The sequence below is a fragment of the Dellaglioa sp. CoH-57-MRSF-18 genome, assembly GCF_056781995.1.
In genome coordinates, this window is sequence record NZ_JBXAXX010000003.1 from 203,478 (window position 1) to 225,177 (window position 21,700).

Below are 21,700 nucleotides of genomic sequence, written 5' to 3' on the forward strand. Positions count from 1 at the left end.
TATAATTAGTAGAGAATAATCATTTTTAAATGAGCCTGGGTAGGTTATTCCAGGCTTTTTTTAATTTCTAAAAATGATTGTATTGGAGGGGTTAACTTGATTGATAGACATGATGATGGCGTTTTTGACTTAGTTTCAAAGTACGAACCAACTGGAGACCAACCGAATGCGATTAAAACTTTAGTTGATGGATTAAATGATGGTAAAAAAGAACAAGTATTACTGGGTGCAACGGGAACGGGTAAGACGTTTACCATTTCAAATGTGATTAAAGAAGTTAATCGTCCCACATTAGTCCTTGCGCATAATAAAACATTGGCTGGACAATTATATGGTGAATTAAAAGAATTCTTCCCGAATAATGCGGTGGAATATTTTGTGAGTTATTATGATTACTACCAACCAGAAGCTTACGTTCCTTCAAGTGATACGTATATTGAAAAAGATTCCAGTATTAACGATGAAATTGATAAATTACGACATTCTGCAACAAGTTCATTATTAGAACGTAATGATGTGATTGTTGTTGCATCTGTCTCAAGTATCTTTGGATTAGGTGATCCAACAGAATATCGTGATCATGTTATTTCATTGCGTACTGGAATGACAATGGAACGTGATGATTTACTTAGAAAATTAGTCGATATACAATTCGAACGAAATGATATTGATTTTCAACGTGGTCGGTTTAGAGTTCATGGAGATATTGTGGAAATTTTCCCAGCATCTCGTGATCAAAAAGCTGTTCGTATTGAATTTTTTGGCGATGAAATCGATCGTATTCGTGAAGTTGATTCATTAACAGGTGAAGTTATGGGTGAACTTGAACACATGGCTATTTTCCCCGCAACGCATTTCATGACGAATGATGATGTGATGGATCATGCCATTGAAGGTATTGAAGTTGAATTGGCTGATCGATTAAAAGAATTAAAAGATGAAGATAAATTATTAGAAGCCCAACGTATCGATCAACGAACTACTTATGATTTAGAAATGTTACGTGAAATGGGCTATACATCCGGAATTGAAAACTATTCCCGCCATATGGATGGACGTAAACCTGGCGAACCTCCATATACATTAATTGATTTCTTTCCCAAAGATTTCTTGATCGTAGTTGATGAATCTCATGTAACCATGCCTCAAATTCGAGGGATGTACAATGGTGATCGCGCTCGTAAACAAATGTTAGTAGATTACGGATTCCGTTTACCTAGTGCACTGGATAACCGACCATTAACGATTGCGGAATTTGAAGAGCACGTTAATCAAGTCATTTATATGTCTGCAACACCAGGACCTTACGAAATGGAACGGACGTCAGATGTTGTTCAACAAATTATTCGACCAACTGGATTACTAGATCCAATCATTGAAGTTCGTCCAATTATGGGCCAAATTGATGATTTAGTTGGCGAAATTAATTTACGTATTGAACGCAATGAACGTGTCTTTGTCACAACATTAACCAAGAAAATGTCAGAAGATTTAACTGATTATTTGAAAGAGTTGGGGATGAAAGTTGCGTACTTGCATAGTGATATTAAAACGATGGAACGAACGAAAATTATTCGCGATTTACGCTTAGGCACATATGATGTTTTAATTGGAATTAACTTATTACGTGAAGGTATTGATGTTCCTGAAGTGTCATTAGTGACAATTTTAGATGCCGATAAAGAAGGTTTCTTACGTAGTGAACGTTCTCTAGTTCAAACAATTGGTCGTGCAGCTCGTAACGAAAACGGACGAGTGATTATGTATGCTGATAAAGTGACGGATTCAATGAAGGGCGCAATGGAAGAAACGCAACGCCGCCGTGATGTCCAAATGGCATATAATGAGGAACATCATATTACGCCAACTACGATTAAAAAAGCCATTCGTGAGTTAATTACGCCAACAAAAATTGAAGATAATTCAGGAACTGTTAAAACCTTTACCGAAACTGAATTTTTGGATATGGATAAAAAGGAACAACAAGATATGGTTGATCGCTTAGAAGGACAAATGAAAGAAGCAGCTAAAAAATTAGATTTCGAAACAGCTGCATCATTGCGTGATACGGTATTAGAATTAAAAACACAAATGTTATAAATAGGGGGATATTTCTTGAAAAATGATAAAATTGTGATCCATGGTGCGCGTGCGCATAATTTAAAAAATGTGGATGTCACTATCCCAAGAGATAAATTAGTTGTGATTACGGGACTTTCAGGATCAGGGAAAAGCTCATTAGCTTTTGATACACTTTATGCTGAAGGACAACGTCGCTATGTTGAAAGTTTATCAGCATATGCACGTCAATTTTTAGGGCAGATGGATAAGCCAGATGTTGACTCAATTGATGGGTTATCACCTGCTATTTCGATTGACCAAAAAACAACTTCAAAAAACCCACGATCAACAGTTGGGACAGTCACTGAAATTAATGATTATTTAAGATTATTATGGGCTAGAGTTGGACATCCAATTTGTCCAAATGATGGTCATGAAATCACGAGTCAATCCGTTGAACAAATGGTTGACCGTGTTTTAGAGTTAAAAGAGCGTACAAAACTTCAAATTTTATCACCTATTATTCGCAATAAAAAAGGACAACATAAAAAGATATTTGAAACGATCAAACGAGAAGGATTCGTCCGTGTTCGAGTTGATGGCGAGCTTCATGATATTGATGAAGAATTTGATCTTGAAAAAAAGGTCAAACACTCTATTGATATTGTGATTGATCGGATTGTTGTCAAAGAGGGCATTCGCTCACGTTTATTTGATTCATTTGAAGCAGCATTACGTTTATCTTCTGGCTACGCCACTGCAGATATTCTTGATGGTGATACAGATGGTGCAACAATTCAATTTTCCGAACATTATGCATGTCCTATTTGTGGATTTACAGTTGGAGAATTAGAACCACGTTTGTTCTCATTTAATGCACCATTTGGTGCTTGTGAAACTTGTGATGGTTTAGGAATGAAGTTAGAAGTCGATGAAGATTTAGTCGTTCCAGATCCAACTAAAACGCTAGCAGAAGGGGCAATTGAGCCATGGAATCCTATTAGTTCGCAATATTACCCATCGATGTTAGCCCAAGCTGCAGAAGCTTTTGGAATTCCAATGGATGTGCCATTTGAAAAGTTAACAGATGAACAACGTGATATTGTTTTGAATGGCGCTGGAACACGTGAATTTCATTTCCATTACGCTAATGACTTTGGTGGCGTTCGTGATGTAGATGCATTATTTGAAGGGGTTATTACAAATATTAGTCGTCGTCATACGGAGACTAATAGTGACTTTACGCGTGAACAAATGCGTAAATATATGACCAGCTTAACGTGTCAAACATGTCACGGTTACCGCTTGAATCGTAAAGCATTAGCCGTCCAAATTAATGGCCAACATATTGGTAAAATTTCCGCACTTTCAATTGGTGACGGCTTACCTTTCTTTGATAACGTTAACTTGTCAGAAAAAGAATCAATTATTGCAGCACCTATTTTGAAAGAAATTCGTGACCGCTTAACATTCTTACAAAATGTTGGCTTAAATTATCTGACATTATCACGTTCTGCAGGAACACTTTCAGGTGGAGAAGCACAACGGATTCGACTAGCCACGCAAATTGGCTCTAATTTATCGGGTGTTTTATATATTTTAGATGAACCTTCAATCGGGTTGCATCAACGTGATAATGATCGCTTAATTGAATCACTTAAGAAAATGCGTGATTTGGGTAATACTTTAATTGTGGTTGAACATGATGAGGATACCATGATGGCTGCTGATTATTTAATTGATGTTGGTCCTGGTGCTGGTGAATTAGGTGGTGAAATTGTTGCTGCTGGAACGCCCACACAAGTTAAAAAGAGTCGCAAATCATTAACTGGACAATATTTATCAGGAAAGAAATTTATATCATTACCTGATGAACGACGTGCTGGCAATGGTAAGAAGATTCGAATTACCGGCGCAAAAGAGAATAACTTAAAAAATGTAACGGTCGATTTTCCTTTAGGTAAATTCATTTCAGTTACAGGTGTCTCAGGTTCCGGTAAATCAACTTTAGTGAATGGTATTTTGAAAAAGGTATTATCACAAAAGTTAAATCGAAATTCTGAAAAACCAGGTAAATATAAATCAGTTTCTGGTGTTCAAAATATTGAAAGTGTTATTAATATTGATCAAAGTCCAATTGGTCGAACACCGAGAAGTAATCCCGCAACTTATACAGGCGTCTTCGATAATATTCGTGATTTATTTGCGGAAACTAACGAAGCAAAATTACGTGGTTATAAAAAAGGTCGTTTTAGTTTTAATGTCAAAGGTGGACGTTGTGAAGCCTGCAAAGGTGACGGGATTATTAAAATAGAAATGAATTTCCTACCAGATGTCTATGTGCCATGTGAAATTTGTCACGGGGCACGCTATAACTCTGAAACACTTGAAGTGACTTACAAAGGTAAGACAATCTCTGATATTTTAGATTTAAAAGTTGGCGAAGCTTTGAAATTCTTCGAACCAATTCCTAAAATCAGACGTAAACTGCAGACAATTGTTGATGTTGGTTTGGGCTATGTTTCGTTAGGCCAATCGGCAACAACATTATCAGGTGGTGAAGCGCAACGGATGAAGTTAGCTTCTGAATTACATCGTCAATCAAATGGTAAGAGTTTTTATATTCTTGATGAACCAACAACTGGTTTGCATACAGATGACATTAAACGCCTACTTAGCGTTTTAAATCGTTTGGTTGATGCGGGTAACACAGTCTTGGTTATTGAACATAACTTAGATGTGATTAAAACATCTGACTATTTAATTGATTTAGGTCCAGAAGGCGGCGAAGGTGGCGGAACGATTCTTGCGACTGGAACACCAGAAGAAATTGCTGAAGTGCCTGAAAGTTATACGGGACACTATTTAAAACCAATCTTAGAACGTGATCGTGCGAGAATGAATAAATAAATTAAGAAGTCAGATGAAAATCTGGCTTTTTTTTATTCCTTTTTTTTTAAAAAGTGTTAACTTTAAAGAAGACATAAAATAAATTGGAGGAACGGCTGACCATGGGCAATAACTATAAGAGTGTTTTTGATATTATTGGACCTGTTATGATCGGACCATCTAGTTCACATACAGCTGGTGCCGCTAAAATCGGTAAGGTTGGATTTCAATTATTTAATGGGAGAATCACTAAATTAAAAGTTCGCTATTATGAATCATTCGCAAAAACACATCGCGGGCACGGGACTGATTTTGCGACCGTTGCTGGGGTATTAGGCTTTGAACCTGATGATGTCCGTTGCCCACAGTCAATTCAGATTGCGGAAAAAATGGGGATTGAGATTCAGTTTATTGAAGATGCACACCCAAGTCCAATTAACCATCCGAATAGTGTTAAATTAACGATTGAAAATGAGACAAAAAAAATCGAATTAATGGGTTGCTCAATTGGTGGTGGCACAATTGAAATTAGGGCTTTCACTATAAAAAAACAACAATTTTTTCCAAAGGGTAGTTTACCGATACTAGTGTTGGAAGCTAATCCAGTAAATAAAAATAAAATTCAAAAACAAATCGAAAAATCGACAACTATTGTTATGCAAAGTGAATCTGAGTTAATGCCAGAGGATATTATGTATGAATATGATTTATCCAAGAATATTACTGAGACTGATATTAAGCAACTGCGATTATTAACGCACAATCTCATTTATTTAAAATAGGAGGTTCCATCTTGTATAAAAGTATTGCTGAGTTAGTTTCAACTGCTAATAAAGAACACAAATTAGTTTCAGAATTAATGATTGAACAAGAAATGGCGCAATCAAGTGAAACTAGAGACGTTATCATTGAAAAAATGTCTGCTAATCTTGAAGTGATGAAGCAAGCGATTGAAAAGGGATCAAATGGTGAAGGCGTTTCTTCAGCAACGGGATTAACGGGTGGAGATGCGGTCTTACTACGGAAATATCGTGAGAAAGGGCACTCTTTATCTGGGGATGCTAACTTAGAGGCGATGCAATATGCAATTGCGACTAATGAAGTCAATGCTTCGATGGGACTTATTTGTGCGACACCGACTGCAGGTTCATCTGGAACGTTGCCTGGGGTTATTTTCATGATACAAAAACGATTAAATTTATCACATGAAAAGATGTTACAAGCTTTATTTACGTCAAGTGCCTTTGGAATGATCGTGGCAAATAATGCCATGATTGCCGGAGCGACTGGTGGCTGTCAGGCAGAAGTCGGCAGTGCATCAGCAATGGCAGCAGCTGCCGCCGTTGAGGTTACTGGTGGAACGCCGGAACAATGTGCAGAGGCTTTTGCGATGGGACTTAGTAATTTATTGGGACTGGTTTGTGATCCAGTTGCTGGATTAGTTGAAATTCCATGTATCAAGCGAAATGCAATAGGAGCCGTGAATGCTTTAACGGCAGCAGATATGGCACTTGCTGGATTATCTAACAAAGTACCAGCTGATGAAGTTATTATGGCTATGAAAGACATTGGCGAACGTATGCCGAGCTCGCTTAGAGAAACTGGGATTGGTGGATTAGCTAGTACACCAACGGGCCAAGCAATTAAAATGAAAATATTTGGTGAAACGATATAGGGTTGGAAACAACTCTTTTTTTGTGCGCAGATACAAAAGAAACACCAGGTATGTTATAATAATTATAGTAGATTTGGAGGAATGAATATGACAGATACGTTAGAGCTAGTTGTAATTACAGGGATGAGTGGGGCCGGTAAGACGGTCGCAATGCAAAGTTTTGAAGATTTAGGTTATTTTTGTATTGATAACTTACCACCAACTTTATTACCTAAGTTCTGGGAGTTGGTAAAAGAGTCAGGTAAAATTTCAAAAATTGCCCTTGTTATGGATTTAAGATCAAGAGCTTTTTATGATGAAATTATCGAAATGTTATCAGGATTTGATAACACTGAATTTGTAACCACTAAAATTGTCTTTCTTGACGCATCAGATGCAGAATTAGTTTCTCGTTACAAAGAAACAAGACGTGCGCATCCGTTAGCAATGGAAGGCCGTCTGATGGATGGCATTGAAAAAGAACGTGACTTATTAAATGATATTAAAACACAAGCACAATTAGTGATTAATACGACTAATTTGTCACCACGTCAGTTACGTGAAGAGATTTTTCATAATTTTGAAACCAGAGAAACAGCTAATTTTCATGTTGAAGTCTTATCATTCGGATTTAAATATGGCCTACCTATCGATGCAGATATCGTGATGGATGTCCGTTTCTTACCTAACCCACACTATATTCCAGAATTAAAACCACAAACTGGCTTAGATAAGGCAGTTTATGATTATGTGATGAAACAACCAGCTACAGAAGGTTTTTATACCAAATTTGAATCGTTAATTGAGTCAATTTTACCTGGCTACGAAGCTGAAGGTAAAACCAATTTAACGATTGCGATTGGCTGTACTGGTGGACAACATCGCTCAGTTGCTTTAGCTAAAAGATTGAGTGAAGAATTGAAAATTAACTATCCGGTGAACGTTACACACCGTGATATTAATAAAAGTAAAGAATCGGTCAATCGATCATGACGAGAAGTGGACATAGACCTAAGATAGTCGTTATTGGTGGCGGAACAGGGCTACCCGTTATTTTAAAAAGTTTAAGAGATAAAAATGCTGATATCACGGCGATTGTAACGGTTGCTGATGATGGTGGTTCGTCAGGTATTATCAGAGATTACGTGAATGTTGTGCCGCCTGGTGATATTCGTAATGTTATTGCCGCATTATCTGAGTTACCAGAAATATATTTAGATATATTCCAGTATCGGTTTGATACGTCCGATCGATTTTTTGCAGGACATGCGATTGGTAATTTAATTATTGCAGCACTAACTGAAATGAAAAATGGTGTTTTTGCTTCTGTCCAAGAATTATCAGAAATGATGAGAGTTGATGGACATGTCTATCCCGTTGCGGATGAACCGTTAGTATTAAATGCAGAATTTTCTGATGGCACTTTTTTAGCGGGGGAAGCAGAAATAACTGCCGCTAGAAAATCAATTAAGCGTGTTTGGGTAACCTCAAGTGAAAAAAGTGAAACTAGTGTGCCAGAAGCTGTACCAGAAGTTGTTCAAGCTATTCTTGAAGCAGACCAAATTGTCCTTGGACCTGGGAGTTTGTTCACAAGTATTTTGCCTAATTTAGTTATTGGTAATGTGGGTAAGGCACTGTCTGAAACAAAAGCAGAAGTTGTTTATATCTGTAATATTATGACGCAAAAGGGTGAAACAGAACATTTTACTGATGCTGATCATGTGCGTATTTTGAATGGGCACCTAGGTAAATGTTTTGTGAATACAGTGCTTGTGAATACGGCACCGGTTCCTGAAGGTTATATGGATAAAGAAAAATATGATGAGAATTTAATTCAAGTTGAACATGACTTTAATGGATTAAGGGAACAACATTGTCGAGTGATTTCATCTAACTTCTTAAAATTAAAAGATCAAGGTGTCTTCCATGATGGCAATAAAGTCGTTGAAGAATTAATCCGTTTAGTTGGTCGACCAAATCGCGAATTAAGACATAGAAAGACTATTTAGTACAGAGATAAGGTGAAAGAATGTCATATGCAAGTGAAGTGAAAAAAGAATTAACGACCCTCAAAGTCAGAAAAAATAATGCTAAAGCAGAGTTAATGGCGTTAATTAGAATGAATGGGTCTTTGAGTATTATTAATCATCAATTTGTTTTAAATGTTCAGACTGAGAATCCCGCAATTGCGAGACGGATTTATGAACTTTTAAATGAATTTTATGACATTACAAGTGAACTATTAGTTCGTCGTAAAATGAAATTAAAGAAAAATAATATTTATATTGTACGTTTAAAAACAGGTAGTGATTTTGTTTTAAAAGACCTGGATATCATTGAAGATATGCAACTTAAAATGGGTGTACCAATGGATCTGTTGGCCCATGATGATATGATGATGCGTTCATATTTACGTGGGGCATTTTTGGCAGGTGGTTCTGTTAATAATCCTGAAACAAGCCGTTATCATTTGGAAATTTACTCAGTCTATGAAGAACATAATCAAACAATTTGCGAAATGATTAATAAATTTGGATTCAACGCTAGAATGACTGAACGTCGAAGTGGTTATATCGTTTATTTAAAAGAAGCAGAAAAAATTGCTGATTTCTTGTCATTAATTGGCGCAACAACGGCTATGTTGAAGTTTGAAGATATTAGGATTGTCCGCGATATGCGTAATTCAGTTAATCGCATGGTTAATTGCGAAACAGCTAATATGAATAAAGTGGCGGATGCTGCGAATAAACAAATTGCTAATATTGAGTTTATTGCACATTCTGTTGGTTTAGGGCAATTACCTTCTAAATTAAAAGAAGTTGCTGAAACACGTCTGGTTCATCAAGAAGTTAGTTTGAAAGAATTAGGTGATTTAGTACCAGGTGGTCCAATTTCAAAATCTGGGATTAATCATCGGCTACGAAAAATTAACGAATTTGCTGAAAAAGTTCGAATTGGTGAAAAATAAACGAAATTTTAAAGAGGTGAGATAGCATGATAACATTTAAATATGATACGCAACTACTAATAGAAGGTAGTACATTAGACGAGGACCAATTGAACGATAAGATTTTACGTCAATTCAAAGGTGATAGTTTACTTGTTGCGGGAGATTCTGATTTAATGAAACTGCATTTCCATACGAATGCGCCGTGGGAAATATTAGAATATTGTGCTGGACTTGGAGAAATCTTTGATGTTGTTGTTGAAGATATGGTCAGACAATCTAAAGGATTAAAAGGTTAACCAAATAAAATACGCATATAACTGATAGCTTTTATCTTAGCTATTAATTATATGCGTATTTTTTATTTATCTAAATATGATTTTAAGGTAGCTAGATCAATTGATTCATCAAAAATATGGTCGTCAACGATAACGGTTGGTACAAATTGAATATTTGCGTCGTTAGCTTCAGCGATAATTGAGTTAATGTAAGTTTTATCAGAAACGTCAGTTAAACTAAAGGTCTTTTCCATATAGGCAGCAACCTCATCCAGTGTTAAGTCTTTCCACGTATCTTGCGTTTTAAATAATTCAGTTATTAAATCGTAAGATTTTTGCGGATTATCTAAAGGAAGATAATGATGAGCAACATTACCACGTTGTAAGGATTCTTTTTCTTTATCAAAAAGTTTGATGACACGTTTTACACGTCCGTTTGCAACATAAGAATCTAAAGTCTCTTTAGATTTTTCGAACCATTCTTTTGAGTAGGGGCAACGTAGGTTAATAAACTCAATAATTGTTTTTGGCGCGTCAGAGTTACCAATCACAAGTCCAAAGTCCCGATTTACTTTTGAAGCATCAATAATTGAAATATCCATTTTTATCAGTCCAGTCTTCATTTATTAGCGTCAGTATAGCATAAGACGGGTTCATCTGAATAATTATCCGCTCAAAAAAAGGACACTAACAAAAGTTAACTTGTTAGTGTCCTTAAACGTTAAAGCTTATTTAAGCCCTTTTTTGTTAGTCATAATTTTATCAATCAAACCGTATTCTTTTGCTTGATCAGCAGTCATAAAGTTATCACGATCTGTATCTTTATCGATAACTTTAATATCTTGACCAGTTGCATCAGCTAAAATTTGGTTAATCAATGTTCTTGTTTTCAAGATATGTGCAGCAGCAATTTCAATTTCTGTTGCTTGACCTTGAGCGCCACCAAGTGGTTGGTGAATCATAATTTCTGAGTTAGGTAATGCAAAACGTTTACCCTTTGTACCAGCAGTTGCCAATACACTGGCCATTGAAGCAGCCATACCCATAACGATTGTTTGAACATCAGCATTGATGAAGTTCATTGTATCGTAGATAGCTAAACCGGCTGAAACAGAACCACCGGGTGAGTTAATGTAAATTGAAATATCTTTTTCTGAGTCTTGAGCGTCTAAGAAAAGTAATTGAGCGATAATAGCATTTGCCATATCATCATTAACTTCACCAGATAACATAATGATTCTGTCTTTTAAAAGACGAGAGTAGATATCATAGGCACGTTCGCCACCGGCAGATTGTTCGATAACTGTAGGAACCATATTCATAGTTAGAAACCTCCGAATTTATTATTATTTACTTTTTTTATATTAGCATTTGAACTAATGTAATGCTAGTTTAAACCCTTGGTCAAAAAAGGTCAAATAAAATAAACTAAATTTATTCTTTAGTTTCTTTTAAAATAATCGCATCTGATGACCTTGTTTTTGAACCATAGAGTAGGTTCCCTGATAAATGACGAACCAAGTAGCCAGAATAAGATACTGAAAGGGCTACAGGTGGTTTAATAGGTGTTACAGAATGTTGCGTTGAAACAAAAGCGATTGGTGATTTATCTGTTACTTTTTTCTTAACCTTACGAGGTTTTTGTTTTTTAGGTGCCGAAACCTTAGGGGACACAGGTTCTGCATTTTTTCTGGGATCCATTGGATTCACAGGAGCTACACGAGAATCTTCACTATCGCTTCGCGGTGTTGCTTTAATTTGTTTGGGTACATACATGGATAAAATGAACAAGTTAGCTACGATTGAGGCTAAGGAAATTCTAGTTAGGCGGGATGTTCTAAACTTTTTATGCATTAGTGATATCCTCCTGACTATCTGTTCGAATAGCCACAACCATATTAGCAAATATCTCCCAATCAGAAGCTAATGGTGGACTATTCCAGATTAGGTAGCGACTGGGGACATCTGCCATCAAGAAGTCAGAAAGGTAAATATCGGTTTGATCTGTTAATTTGTAGTTAACTTCCAAATTAAAGAAGGGCATTGAATCAAGATTTTTGTGAATTAAATCATTGTAGTTACTCCCTTTTGAAAAATCAATTGTTATATGCACCGGTTTTGAAACGGTTGGTAAATCAATATAACGAATGAATAAGAAAAGATATTCTGATTTTAAACGGGCCATGTTAATGTTTTTTTCTTTGAAAATATCCGGTACATTCGTTGTTAAGTTAGTTATCAATTGGTCAACGAAGATATAAAACCAACTATAATTTTCTTTTAAAATAGTATTATCTACGGCAACTTGCCAACTAAAATCAATTTGGGCACTATGGTAACTAGAAAAATGAATACGAGATAATTCGTCAAATAATGTCATATAACTTTGTTCACTTAATGTGATATCAAAGAACTTTTGTAAGTCTTTAATAACAAAATTATTGAGTGATTCAATTTGTGAAAAGAAAGATGAGTTATTAAATGTAACGTCAACAATGTCTTCCATATAAAGGAAATTTAGAACAAATACTGTTTCAATTGATAACTGTTCATCCGTAAGTCCATTAATACCTGGATTTTCTTGAAGACAGTCTTGAATATTGGACATGATTGAGTCTGAATTAGCAAAATTAACATCAGCAAAACGATTAGTATCATTTCGATTAGAAGCTAAACTTTGTATGAGAACAGCTGAAAAATACTTTAGTTTCAATAATTGTATTTGTGTGAGATCAAGATTTAAGCTAGAAATTAATTGGTTAGAAAATAAACTAGAATTACGATCAACTTCTTCATTAAATGGGAAGTTGTAGTTCTTATAGACAGCTAAATAAAGGTTATAAAAAAATAAGCGAATATTTTCTTCAGGACCTACTAATTGGAAGTTTTTAGTGATTTTAAAGCCTAATTTTTGTAACATATCATCTAAAAATTTCTTGGTCCGATAACCAGTTGCTTCACTTAAAAATAACGATTCGGTGAAGGATTCTATACTAAAATTAGGGTTAGTAAATAGCGCATTCAGCATCAAAAATTGAGGTGACTGCTTAGCGTATAGAAGTAATAGGTGATCGATGGAATCTAAGCCATTTTTTTGTAGACTTACTTTGTTATTGCTAACTTTTAATAAATAGTAATCGTCTAATCCTTCAGTGACAAGATCTTCTTCTAAAGACTTGATAGTTGTTGCTGTATAATATTTTGACCATTTAAAATGTTTTTGGATGTCTGTTTGCGAAGCAGATTGGTCATAAGTATTCTCAAGATAAGAAAATAATTCTAACTTACGAATATCATCTTTGTTAAATATAAAGTCCATTTATCGCGATTCCTCCTCATTAAAGAGTATGTACTATCCATTATAGGGGAATTGCCAACGGTTTGCATATAAATCTAGAATCAATAATTATCATATTTTTAAAAAAATTGACAAAAGTGGTGATATAAAATAACATGTCATTAATATATGTATTCAAATTATAGAAATAACAGAAGAGTAATTTTTTTAGACAGGGAGAGGGAAATCTTTATGAATAAAATAGTATTAAGCGCCTTTGTAACACTATTAGGTCTCTATATGACTGCATCTGAGGCAACGATTCAAGCGGCGAAAACTAATCGTGGTAGTGCGCAATCCGATTTGTCTATGGATTTTCAATCTGGAGCAACAACAGTCGATTTTGCTTCTTCCCTTAGTTTCAATACAACTAAAATTGATTCGAATGATAAAAAAAGTTATGCCAAAGCGCAAGATATGGCAACAGGGGCAAGCACACCCAATTACGTTCAAGTTTCAAATTTTAGCGGAACTGAAAATGGTTGGGTGCTTGAAGCTAAACAGAGTCGCCAATTTGAATCTGAAGAGACGCATAAATCGTTAACGGGTGCCTATCTTAGTTTTAGTAATGGTGAACTTGTTTCCATTTCTGCGGATAAAAAACCTGGATTTTATAAGAAAAATTTTGATTTGTCTGTAGGAGCTAATAAAGTAGTCGTTGCCGCAAAAGGTGATGAAGGATACGGCACTTGGGTTTACCGTTTTGGGAATGAGGCAACTAAAGGAAATAGTATCGCTTTGAATATTCCCCGTGAGGCAACTAAGATGACAGATGTCTATCGTAGTGAAATTACATGGTCATTAAATGATGTGCCATCAAATGAATAATAATGAAATGATAACCACAAAATTTATTAAAAGATTCGGCTATTTATTTTTATTCAGTATTTTATTTTTATTCGGAGTGGACATTAAGCAGGTTAATGCCAGCCAAGTTGACTTTTCTGTTCAACCTATGATATCTGACTATCAATTAGATAAGAAAAAAACTTATTTTGATTTAAAAGCAGCACCAGGAACTAAAACACAGCTGAAAATTAAGGTAGCTAATCTTATTGATAAATCACTAACGTTTGAAGTCCTCATTAAGGATGCAACAACAAACTATAATGGGGTTGTGGAGTACGCGGAATCACAAAGTAAAGTATTGGCACAACAGCCGTTCTCAGTGGTAAAAGCAGTTAGAGCTCGTCAGAATCGTATAACTGTTCCTGCAAAAAGTGAAAAAATAGTTACTTTGGATGTTGCGTTACCCAATACGACTTTTGCAGGTGTCGTTGCGGGAGGTATATCGGTGATTGAAGACAATGATGCTCAGTCTCAAACAAAGTCAGAACGAGCGGTTATTGATAATCGTTATTTATATACGACTGCGGTAATATTCCATGGAGAACAACCTGTAACTAGCGCACAAGTAAAATTAAAAACGGTTGATATCACACAAATTAATGCACGTAATGTGATTGCTGCGAGATTTGAAAATCAGAGCGCTATGTTTTTAAATAAAGTTCAAATAAATACACAAGTCAGACGGTTAGGTAGTTCAAAAGTATTATATCGAGCAAGTAATAAGGACATGCAAATTGCCCCAACCAGTGCGGTTACCTTTCCAATTCCATTAGCTGCTGGTGAATTACTCAAAAGTGGTACCTACGAACTTAGTGCAGAGATGACTTCTAAAAATCAGGCATGGCATTTTAAACAGAAATTTACGGTAAGTGGATCAAAAGCAAGAATATTGAATGAGAAGGATGTTACAATCGATCAAACAAATTACTGGATCTATTGGATATTACTCTTGTTCGTACTGATAATCGTTAATGTTTTTGTTATATTATGGATTAATCGAAGATTAAAAAGAAAGTATCAACAAAAAATTAAATAATTTAAATGAAAAAGTTATTAATTAAGGGATATTATCTTTTAATTAATAACTTTTTTATTTTCAAATATTTTTAAAAAGGTAAAAAATGTGATTTAACATTGTGCACCATTGAAGATACAATATGTACATAATAATTGTAGATGTAGTATGTACATATTGTATCTTCACTTTACTAAAAGTTAATGGGAATTGTTAGAAAAATAGGGGATGACAATGACTTAACGATATGATAGTAAGACCAAATAAATAAGATAATTAAGCATTAGAGAGGGATAAAAGATGAGGAAACATAACAGTAGAACAAAAGAATGGATTTCAGCAACACTTATAACAAGTGCTGTTTTTGCAGGATTATTTGCTGGGGGGGCCAGTCACAGGGAACCTAGTGTATTTGCTCAAACTGATGAGAGCAGTATGTCAAGTGAGTCATCAGATAACGCCACAAGTGAATCAGGAAAAAAGGCGATATCAAGTGATTCTCTAAAAACTAAATCAATCACAATAAAAAAAAGTGAATCAAAAACAAAAGCTAAACCGTCAGCAAAAGCTAAACTAAGTACTAGAGCAGCTGGGTATGTTGGACCAGCAAATGATGTATTTCCTGATGATTACTGGGATACAACAAAAGATTATTCAGCGGAGTCAGCAACGGCATTTGTTTCACAGTCGGGTTCACAGAATAAACCTGGCGAACCTGTATTATATTTTGGAAATAATTATTTTCCTTTTCAAATGAATGAGTTATTAAATAATGATCCCGTCAGTGGTCTTAATAAGTCTGGTTGGGCCTACATGTTTGATACTGGAATAAATCCTGTTCCAAGGAAATCTTATGGAATTATTATTAATAATAGTGTCCCAGGTAATCGTGGATACGGGTTGGTATCATCCTTTTCATCAATTCCTTATACAATTGAATCTGCAGTTAAAGGTAAGGATATCACTGGATATCAACTTTTTAAAAATAAAACAGGTACTGGATTTAAGGCAATTATGTATGATACAAAGTATAAATTAAGTTATACATTTGAGGAAGTTTATGATGCTAGTGGCGGTGTTTATAGCTATTTTAGTATTACTAACAATGACACAACGGCTCGTGCAGTTGGAGCTATTGAGGGCGTCGATACATTCGTTGATGAGGATGCTGTTACCATTGAAAGCTTAGGCCCGGATGAAGGATTCAAAATGGTTGGGTCAGCACATAGTTTAAATTTCAAATTAAATGATCCAAGAAATAATACCAAATTAGGTGGATGGACGAATTACACAGGCGGAGATGAACCAAATGTTATGAATACTGGTTATTTAAATAATTATTTCAATGGTGGTGCACTTGGAACTGGAATGGAAAAATCACCACATAATAAAATTATTGCCGTTTCAAATATTAAGAATCCAGATAACCCATTTAAAGGCGATAGTGGGTTCATAATAAAAGCTAATCCGAAAACTTTGGAACCAGGAGGAACACTCGTAACGGGTTCTTATCAAACTTATAAGGAAGCTGTTGCACCTGTTGCAAGTGTAAAAGAACAAACGATTAATGCTTATGCAAGTCAAACTAATAGGCCTAAAGTTTTAGGAACGGTTTTAGATAAGGATGGCAGTAAAGGTTATATTCAAATTACCTATCCAGATGGGTCAACGTCAGGAACAACAGAGAATGTGTACGACACAGGTAAGGTAGATACTAGTGCTGATTATAGTGCAAACATTGACACTTCTAAATTAAAATTAGGTTCAAATAAGATAATAGTGACAGCTGTTGACGATAGTGAAGTAGAACAGTTAAAACCTGTTACGGTAACAGTCAATCTTTATAAATTAGGTGCAACTGCTATCCCACAAACAATCAAAGTTGGCGATACGGTTAAGACAGGCGAAACGGACTTAATTAAGAATTTAACAATTATTAATCAACCAACAGTTAATGCACATACCTTAAAAATGGATACAACAAATCCATCAGGTAAGCCACTTGATAATAAAACAGCAGGATTTTACATTCAAGATATGCTTTTAACAGATACTGCAGTTAAACCAAATGAAATCGCAAAAGTAGCTGTACCCGTTACCGTAACTGATAGTGATACTGCATTTGACAAAACTTCTGCTCTTTATGCCAAGGGATTTGAATTAAAAACAGCGGATATTCAAAACTTATCAACTGGTGATTTAGATACATTAATCTTGAATAATAGTAAAGCTAGAGGCTGGCTGATAGCGACGGGTGCCGAATCTAAAGTTAGTGTTAAGTCAACAGAACTTAAACCAACTTCAGGTGATGGTTTTTATAAAGCAGTTATCCAAAATTCTGATGGTCAAACAAAAGAAATTGTGATTACTGTCTCAGGTGGATTAAAAATTACATCAGCACCTACTGCAACTGACTATGGTTCTTCCAGTGGCGTGATATTACCTTACAGTGGAGAAAATTTTGATCTCCAACGTAGTGATTCTAGTACCAATAGCAGTGTGAATATTTCTAATGCAGGTAAACAAGCTTGGACATTAACTGCTCGACTTACAAAAGGTTTGACAGATAGTGCTAATGATAAGTTAACTGGTGTTTTGGAGTATGTAAATTCAGCTAATGGTGTACAAGATATAGAATCAAGTAGTGCAGAAGTTGGTTCAGGACAGTCTGAGGCAACTCAAGAAGTCCGTTGGGATAAGGATAAAGGAATTGTCGCTCAACTTAACGGAGGTAATACATCACTTAAAGCTGGAGCCTATACAGGGGAAATAACATGGACACTAGAGAATACACCTTAATGTTATAGTTTCTAATTTAATCTTAAATGATTTGAATATTTTTAGCAGTTTAATTATGAACTAAATAACAATCCCAAATAATAGTAAATCCATATCAATACTGCTAAGTATTGATATGGATTTTTTTAATAAAAATTAATGATAACTAAATTTTATTCGTATTTTAGTGGCTTAATAATTTTCGTTTTATGATGAGATAAAACTTATGAATAATTATTATTTGTTTAATTTTCAAATATTTTTAAAAAAATAAAAAATTTGATTTAACATCGTACACCATTGAAGATATAATATGTACATGTTAATCAAAGACAAAGCATGTACATGTTGAATTTTTAACTTTGCTAAAAGGTATATTTGATAAAAGTTAATAGAAATAGCTAGATAAATAGGGGATAGTAGTGAATTGGCAATATGTTAGTGAAATCAAATAGACTAAATTGATAAAATAATTAATAAGTTAAAAGCAAGGATTGGGGAGGGCTAAAAAATGAGAGAGTATAAAAACAGAAAAAAAGAATGGGTTTCGGCAACAATTATGACAAGTGCTGTTTTTGCAGGATTGTTAGCTGGGGGAGCTAGCCATAGAGAACCTAGTGTGTTTGCTAAAACCGATGAGAGCAGTATGTCAAGCGAATCATCAGATGAAACATCAAGTAAGTTAACGATTAAAGAATCAAGTGAATCAGAAAAAAAGGCGCTATCAAGTGAATCTGTAGAAACTAAATCAACAACTAAAAAAAGTGAATTAAAAATAAAAGCTAAATCATCAGAAAAAACTAAACGAAGTACTCGAGCTACCACTCGAGCAGCTGGATATGTTGGACCAAAAGATGAAATTCTACCTACTGTTAAATGGGAAACAAAAGATTACGCAGCTGATGTAGCAAAGACGTTTGTTTCACAATCGGGGAGATCTGATAAGCCTAATGAACCAGTTATGTACTTTGGAAATAGTATTGAACCTTTTCAGCCTAGTGAACTGACGAATAATAATGACGCAGATAGAGCAAGCAATAATAGTTCACCTAATTTACCATCTTGGTCATATACGTATACTACCGGAAAAAATCCGCGTCCATCGATTATACACGGGCTGATTATGGGCGACAAAATAGCTCGTGGTTATAATGTGAATGAAGCTTACCTAGACAACGGTATTTCTGGTATCGAGGGTGGACTTTTAGATGGGTCAATTACTGATTATCATCTTTATAAAAATAGTATGAACACGGGATTTAAAGCAACTATGTATGATAGTAAGTACAAAGTTAGTTATACTTTTGAATCAGTATATGGTAGGACTGGTGGTATTTACCGTTACTTTAGTATTACAAATAATAATTCAGATTCACAAAAAATAGGTGCCTTGGAAACAAATGATACTTTTGTAGATTCTGATAAAGTTCCTTTACAGAGTATTGGACCTAATGATGGCTTTAAAATGATTGGGGATAGTACTAGTCAGAAGCATGTTTTGGATGTGAGATTGAAAGATCCAGAGTCTAATGCTACTTTGGGTGGTTGGACAAATTATACGGGCGGTTCTCAAGATAAGATTCTAAACCCCGCTAATTTTAATAACTACTTTAAAGGGGGGGTAGCCGGGACAGGTATGGAAGGTTCAGCAGCAAACACTAATATTGGAATTGAAAATATTAGTAATCCAAGTAAAACAATTGGTGATGATAGTGCGTACATTATGAAAGCTAATCAAGTTGATTTAGCTCCAGGTGCAACACTTGTTAATGGGTCTTACCTTACTTATAAAGAGACAACACCTAGTACTCCTCCCGTTGCGACAGTTAAAAATACAATAATTAACGGTTACGCTGATCAAAAAGGTGTTGAGATTACAGGAGATGTTACTGATTCAGATGATACAAAAGGAAATATTGAAATCGGGTATCCAGATGGAACGTCAGAAAAGAATCCTTACGATACTATTACAGTGGATGTGAAGAATCCTACACCGTATTCTGTACCAGTTAATATGTCTAAACTAGGTCCAGGTAAAAATGAACTATTAGTTACGGCAGTTGATCCAGGTAATAACCGTCAAGAAAAACCAGTTACTATAACTGTTAACGTATTCAAATTAGGCGCAATTGCTATCCCACAAACAATCAAAGTTGGCGATACGGTTAAGACAGGCGAGACGGATTTGATTAAAGATTTGACAATTATTAATCAACCAACAGTTAATGCACATACACTAACTGTTGATGGGACAAATCCATCAGGTAAACCACTTGATAATAAAACAGTAGGATTTTACATCCAAGATATGCTTTTAACAGATATTGCAGTTAAACCAAATGAAATCGCAAAAGTAGCTGTACCAGTTACTGTAACTGATGATGACACTGCAACTGATAAAGTCTCTGCCCTTTATGCAAAAGGATTTGGCGTAAAGCAGGCAGATATTCAAAAATTAACAACTGATGAGTTGACTGCATTAATTCTAAAGACTAGTGAAGCTAAAGGATGGTTGTTAGCAACTGGTGCTGAATCTAAAGTAAGCGTTGATTCAACGACACTTAAACAAACTTCAACTGATGGTATTTATCAGGCAGTTATCAAAAATTCGGATGGTTTAAAAAAGACCATTAACATTGAAGTTACAGGTGGATTGAAAATTACAGAAGGACCTGGGGCAACTAATTACGGTTCTTTTTTAGGTGTTACGTTACCTTACAGCGGAGAAGACTTTAAAGTTCAACGTAGTGACCCTGATCCTCATGTTAATAGCGTACAAGTTTCTAACGCGGGTAAACAAGCTTGGACCTTAACAGCTCAACTTACAACACCGTTAACGGAGCATAACGATGCTAACGTTAAGTTAAATGGTGTATTGACATATATAGATGCATCTGGTCAATCGCAAGATATAGAATCAAACAGTGCAGAAGTTGGTTCAGGGCAATCTGAGGTAACTCAAGAAGTAAGTTGGGCAAACGACAAAGGAATTATCGTTCAACTTAATGGAAATAACCCTTTGCTTAAAGCAGGGGACTATACAGGGGAAATAACATGGACATTAGCGGATACGCCACATTCATAAACCTTGTTTAATTAATGTTAATCGTTAGCATATTGCTAATATTAAAAACTACCAAAATCTTACGAGGGGAGAAAATACGATGCTAAAAAGAAGTACAATTATGGGGATTCTTTTAGGAAGCATGGTACCTGTTGGTTTCGCCGTAACGCAAGTTTCAGCAAGCGATACAGTGGGCTATCAATCGCATGCGACTATTGAGTTAGTTGGAAGTACTGATGAAACACGACCTGTTAATCCAATTAATCCGACGGATCCGGTAAAACCAGTTAGACCTGTTAATCCGGGGACGCCAGGTCCGTTATCGATTGATTACGTTTCGAACTTACAATTCAGTCAACAAAAAATTTCTGGTAAAGATAGTGTTTATTATGCACAACTTGACCAGTTAGCTGATAAGAACGGTAAAGTCGGAGATTATCCAAACTATGTTCAGATAACGGATAACCGTGGGTCAAATGCAGGGTGGAAATTAACCGTTGCACAGACCAATCCATTTATGAATGGTAAAAATAAATTAGATGGAACGGTTATCACGTTGATGAATGGTGTTGTTAATGGTAGTAACCTGCATAGACCGACGGATAGTCAAGCAGCAATTAAGCCAGATGGTAAGGCAGTTACTGTGATGACAGCTAAGTTGGACAATGGTATGGGGACCTGGACGGATCGTTTTGGTAAAGATAATACAGCTGCTCAACAAAGTATTTCATTGTTTGTTCCAGCTGAGTCGAAAAAAGTAGCAGGGGCTTATAAGTCTGAACTAACATGGACTTTGACAGATGCTAAACTATAAAAAAAGAGATTAGG

General features: G+C 35.3%; 17 protein-coding genes. 13 read left to right on the forward strand and 4 right to left on the reverse strand.

Annotated elements, in window-relative coordinates; genetic code table 11:
- Positions 1 to 96 precede the first annotated feature (96 nt).
- The 8 genes from uvrB (at position 97) to AC1RPG_RS04750 (ending at position 9,850) form a co-directional block, all read left to right on the forward strand.
- Positions 97 to 2,100, forward strand: coding sequence for an excinuclease ABC subunit UvrB (uvrB, locus tag AC1RPG_RS04715; RefSeq protein WP_481761481.1), 2,004 nt, complete (start codon positions 97 to 99; stop codon positions 2,098 to 2,100).
- Positions 2,101 to 2,115: 15 nt separating this feature from the next.
- A complete protein-coding gene (uvrA, locus tag AC1RPG_RS04720; protein WP_481761480.1) occupies positions 2,116 to 4,971 on the forward strand; it encodes an excinuclease ABC subunit UvrA in 2,856 nt (951 codons plus the stop codon).
- Positions 4,972 to 5,072: 101 nt separating this feature from the next.
- On the forward strand, positions 5,073 to 5,732 hold the full coding sequence (locus AC1RPG_RS04725; RefSeq protein WP_481761479.1) for a serine dehydratase beta chain: 660 nt from the start codon (positions 5,073 to 5,075) through the stop codon (positions 5,730 to 5,732).
- A gap of 11 nt (positions 5,733 to 5,743) precedes the next feature.
- Positions 5,744 to 6,625, forward strand: a complete 882-nt coding sequence (sdaAA, locus tag AC1RPG_RS04730; RefSeq protein ID WP_481761478.1) for an L-serine ammonia-lyase, iron-sulfur-dependent, subunit alpha — start codon at positions 5,744 to 5,746, stop codon at positions 6,623 to 6,625.
- An 87-nt stretch (positions 6,626 to 6,712) separates the two neighbouring features.
- Complete coding sequence (gene rapZ / locus AC1RPG_RS04735) at positions 6,713 to 7,597, forward strand: RNase adapter RapZ (protein WP_481761477.1); 885 nt, start codon at positions 6,713 to 6,715, stop codon at positions 7,595 to 7,597.
- Positions 7,594 to 8,613 (forward strand): gluconeogenesis factor YvcK family protein, encoded by a 1,020-nt coding sequence (locus AC1RPG_RS04740; RefSeq protein WP_409022192.1) that lies wholly within the window; start codon positions 7,594 to 7,596, stop codon positions 8,611 to 8,613. The genes rapZ and AC1RPG_RS04740 overlap by 4 nt, the downstream gene beginning before the upstream one ends.
- 20 nt (positions 8,614 to 8,633) lie before the next feature.
- On the forward strand, positions 8,634 to 9,572 hold the full coding sequence (whiA, locus tag AC1RPG_RS04745) for a DNA-binding protein WhiA (protein ID WP_409022193.1): 939 nt from the start codon (positions 8,634 to 8,636) through the stop codon (positions 9,570 to 9,572).
- 26 nt (positions 9,573 to 9,598) lie between these two features.
- On the forward strand, positions 9,599 to 9,850 hold the full coding sequence (locus AC1RPG_RS04750) for a kinase to dihydroxyacetone kinase (RefSeq protein WP_481761476.1): 252 nt from the start codon (positions 9,599 to 9,601) through the stop codon (positions 9,848 to 9,850).
- Between the two features lie 62 nt (positions 9,851 to 9,912).
- Here the strand turns inward: AC1RPG_RS04750 and AC1RPG_RS04755 are convergent, their stop codons facing one another.
- From AC1RPG_RS04755 to AC1RPG_RS04770, 4 genes are all read right to left on the reverse strand, one after another.
- A complete protein-coding gene (locus AC1RPG_RS04755; RefSeq protein ID WP_481761625.1) occupies positions 9,913 to 10,431 on the reverse strand; it encodes a DsbA family protein in 519 nt (172 codons plus the stop codon).
- 126 nt (positions 10,432 to 10,557) lie between these two features.
- Positions 10,558 to 11,151 (reverse strand): ATP-dependent Clp endopeptidase proteolytic subunit ClpP, encoded by a 594-nt coding sequence (clpP, locus tag AC1RPG_RS04760; RefSeq protein WP_409022195.1) that lies wholly within the window; start codon positions 11,149 to 11,151, stop codon positions 10,558 to 10,560.
- Positions 11,152 to 11,263: 112 nt separating this feature from the next.
- Complete coding sequence (locus AC1RPG_RS04765; protein WP_409022196.1) at positions 11,264 to 11,683, reverse strand: hypothetical protein; 420 nt, start codon at positions 11,681 to 11,683, stop codon at positions 11,264 to 11,266.
- Complete coding sequence (locus AC1RPG_RS04770) at positions 11,676 to 13,148, reverse strand: helix-turn-helix domain-containing protein (RefSeq protein ID WP_481761475.1); 1,473 nt, start codon at positions 13,146 to 13,148, stop codon at positions 11,676 to 11,678. The genes AC1RPG_RS04765 and AC1RPG_RS04770 overlap by 8 nt, the downstream gene beginning before the upstream one ends.
- Positions 13,149 to 13,358: 210 nt before the next feature.
- Between AC1RPG_RS04770 and AC1RPG_RS04775 the strand changes: the two genes are divergently transcribed.
- From AC1RPG_RS04775 to AC1RPG_RS04795, 5 genes are all read left to right on the forward strand, one after another.
- A complete protein-coding gene (locus AC1RPG_RS04775; protein ID WP_481761474.1) occupies positions 13,359 to 13,994 on the forward strand; it encodes a WxL domain-containing protein in 636 nt (211 codons plus the stop codon).
- Positions 13,987 to 15,051, forward strand: a complete 1,065-nt coding sequence (locus AC1RPG_RS04780; RefSeq protein WP_481761472.1) for a WxLIP family cell surface protein — start codon at positions 13,987 to 13,989, stop codon at positions 15,049 to 15,051. The genes AC1RPG_RS04775 and AC1RPG_RS04780 overlap by 8 nt, the downstream gene beginning before the upstream one ends.
- A gap of 279 nt (positions 15,052 to 15,330) precedes the next feature.
- Positions 15,331 to 17,829 (forward strand): hypothetical protein, encoded by a 2,499-nt coding sequence (locus AC1RPG_RS04785; RefSeq protein ID WP_481761471.1) that lies wholly within the window; start codon positions 15,331 to 15,333, stop codon positions 17,827 to 17,829.
- Positions 17,830 to 18,319: 490 nt separating this feature from the next.
- The gene (locus tag AC1RPG_RS04790; protein ID WP_481761470.1) at positions 18,320 to 20,893 is read left to right on the forward strand and encodes a hypothetical protein; all 2,574 of its coding nucleotides are present in this window, start codon (positions 18,320 to 18,322) and stop codon (positions 20,891 to 20,893) included.
- Between the two features lie 79 nt (positions 20,894 to 20,972).
- Positions 20,973 to 21,686: a WxL domain-containing protein gene (locus tag AC1RPG_RS04795; RefSeq protein WP_481761469.1), complete on the forward strand. Its 714-nt coding sequence runs from the start codon at positions 20,973 to 20,975 to the stop codon at positions 21,684 to 21,686.
- Positions 21,687 to 21,700 lie beyond the last annotated feature (14 nt).